The organism is Methylobacterium dankookense (assembly GCF_902141855.1).
Taxonomy (GTDB): Bacteria; Pseudomonadota; Alphaproteobacteria; order Rhizobiales; family Beijerinckiaceae; genus Methylobacterium; species Methylobacterium dankookense.
In genome coordinates, this window is sequence record NZ_CABFVH010000113.1 from 1 (window position 1) to 1,755 (window position 1,755).

1 protein-coding gene and 1 pseudogene are annotated in these 1,755 nt (G+C 65.2%); one reads left to right on the forward strand and one right to left on the reverse strand.

The genetic code is table 11. From position 1 onward, the window contains the following. Positions 1 to 183 (reverse strand): annotated as a pseudogene (locus MTDSW087_RS29765) (porin family protein); the annotation flags it as partial. Between the two features lie 421 nt (positions 184 to 604). On the opposite strand from MTDSW087_RS29765, the gene MTDSW087_RS29770 reads away from it, so the two are divergent. Then, a complete protein-coding gene (locus MTDSW087_RS29770; RefSeq protein WP_144769389.1) occupies positions 605 to 1,177 on the forward strand; it encodes a hypothetical protein in 573 nt (190 codons plus the stop codon). Positions 1,178 to 1,755 lie beyond the last annotated feature (578 nt).

Sequence of the window (1,755 nt, forward strand, 5' to 3'; positions counted from 1 at the left end):
GCCACGGTCGTTGCCGGTGCCGAAGCCGTAGCCGGCGTTGAAACCGGCGTAGAAGCCCGTCCAGGTGAAGACCGGCACCGGGGTGAAGACCGGCGGCGGGGCGGCGCGGCGCGGAAGGTCGGCAGCGGCGGCGGCGGCGGTCATGCCGGCGAGAACGGTGGAGGCGAGGAGAAGCTTGTTCATGGCCCTTGTCCCTTTCTTCCCCGCAGGTCCGGGGAACGTGAGGACATGGAAAACCCAGATCGGCCGCGCCCGGTAGTGCTGCAATGCAACACCGATTTCAGGGGTGTCCGGGAGCCCGGCTCCTCCGTGCGCCTGCGTGCGGAAGCGCACATCAATGGTCGATCCCCGGTGAATGGCGGTGAAAGTCGCTCGGTTGTTAGAGGATCATAAACGAAAAAGCTCCGCGGCGGCGGCCGACGGAGCAGGATCGCATGGAAATATCTCCGGGCCCGCCGGGAAATATTGCACAATCCTACAACCGCATCGCGACCCGCCGGGCAAGCCGCGCGAGACCGATCTGGCGCGATGCCGGGCGCATCTGGACATCGGCATCGCGGAAGCCAGATTCCCGGCCTGCGGAGGTCGATGAGAGACGATCCGGATGCGTCGCAAACCTGTCGCCGCTGCTCTTGCGGGACTCGGCTTCGGCCTGTGCCTGTCCGATCTCTCCGTAGCCCAGGGCGCGGCGCCGACCGATGACGAGCTGCACTTCTGCCTCGGCGTCCTCCCCTCCTACGCCTCCCGCACCCAGGCGGAGCTCGACGGCTTGTGGCGGGAGGCGCAGCCGCTGCTCGACCGTCCGCAATCCAGGCTTCCGCCGCGGACCGCGGACACTGCGAACGTGAGGGACGAATATTCCGACGTCGTGCGGAAGATCAGGGTCTATCTCGATGCGCGGCGCGGTCAGGCGTCGGGCCGCACCGGGCGGTCGTCATCCGCGACGCTCGTCGAGAGCGGCAGGCGGCAGGTGGCGGCCTGTTTCGCGGCGGGCGACAGGTTCTTCAACTCGACCTGCTGGTCGGCCTGCCTGGACAAGGCCGCGGAAGGCTCGCTCGACGCGCTCCACGCCACCCTGAACGCCTGCACCAATGCCTGCCCGGGCAAGCGAGAGCAGGCGGCGGCCTGCGGCCGGGTGGATCGCTGCCTGAAGATCGGTGATCGCCTGCCGATCTGATGCGATCGGCCGCATTCCGATGTCGAGGGCTTATGGTCGGAGCATGCTGGCGACCCCGGTAGGGCTCGAACCTACGACCTGCCGCTTAGAAGGCGCGGGATCGCGTCGTTTCGCCATTTCACGCGACGCCACCCAATCCAGCCAAATTCCCTGGGGCTACGCTTATGGAAATCGGAAGGGTCACGCAGGCGCAATGTGCATTCACGTCAACTCGCGTGAAACGGCATCTCCGCACACGTTGCTGCGTGATTGTAACCACGGTTGCAACCGCGGAGCGCGGGAAGCCGGTTGGCACTCGTTTCACAGCCTGACCGATTCTGTTGAAAAACTCGGGTGTTGCAGCGGTTGTGATGAGGTGATTCTCTCCTGTCGAGAGACGGAGATCGCAGCAGATGATGGGACCTCGGCAAGTCGAGCAGGGTGCCCTATTCTACGATTTCTCGCTTGAGACGCACGTCCCCACCGACCATCTGCTTCGCTGTCCGTCGTCAGATGATTTGAGACGGTTTGCGGTGCTCAGGAACGGAGGCTCTGGTCCACCTTGGTTGAGAGGTTAGGCAGCCTGCGCGTGGTGGCGC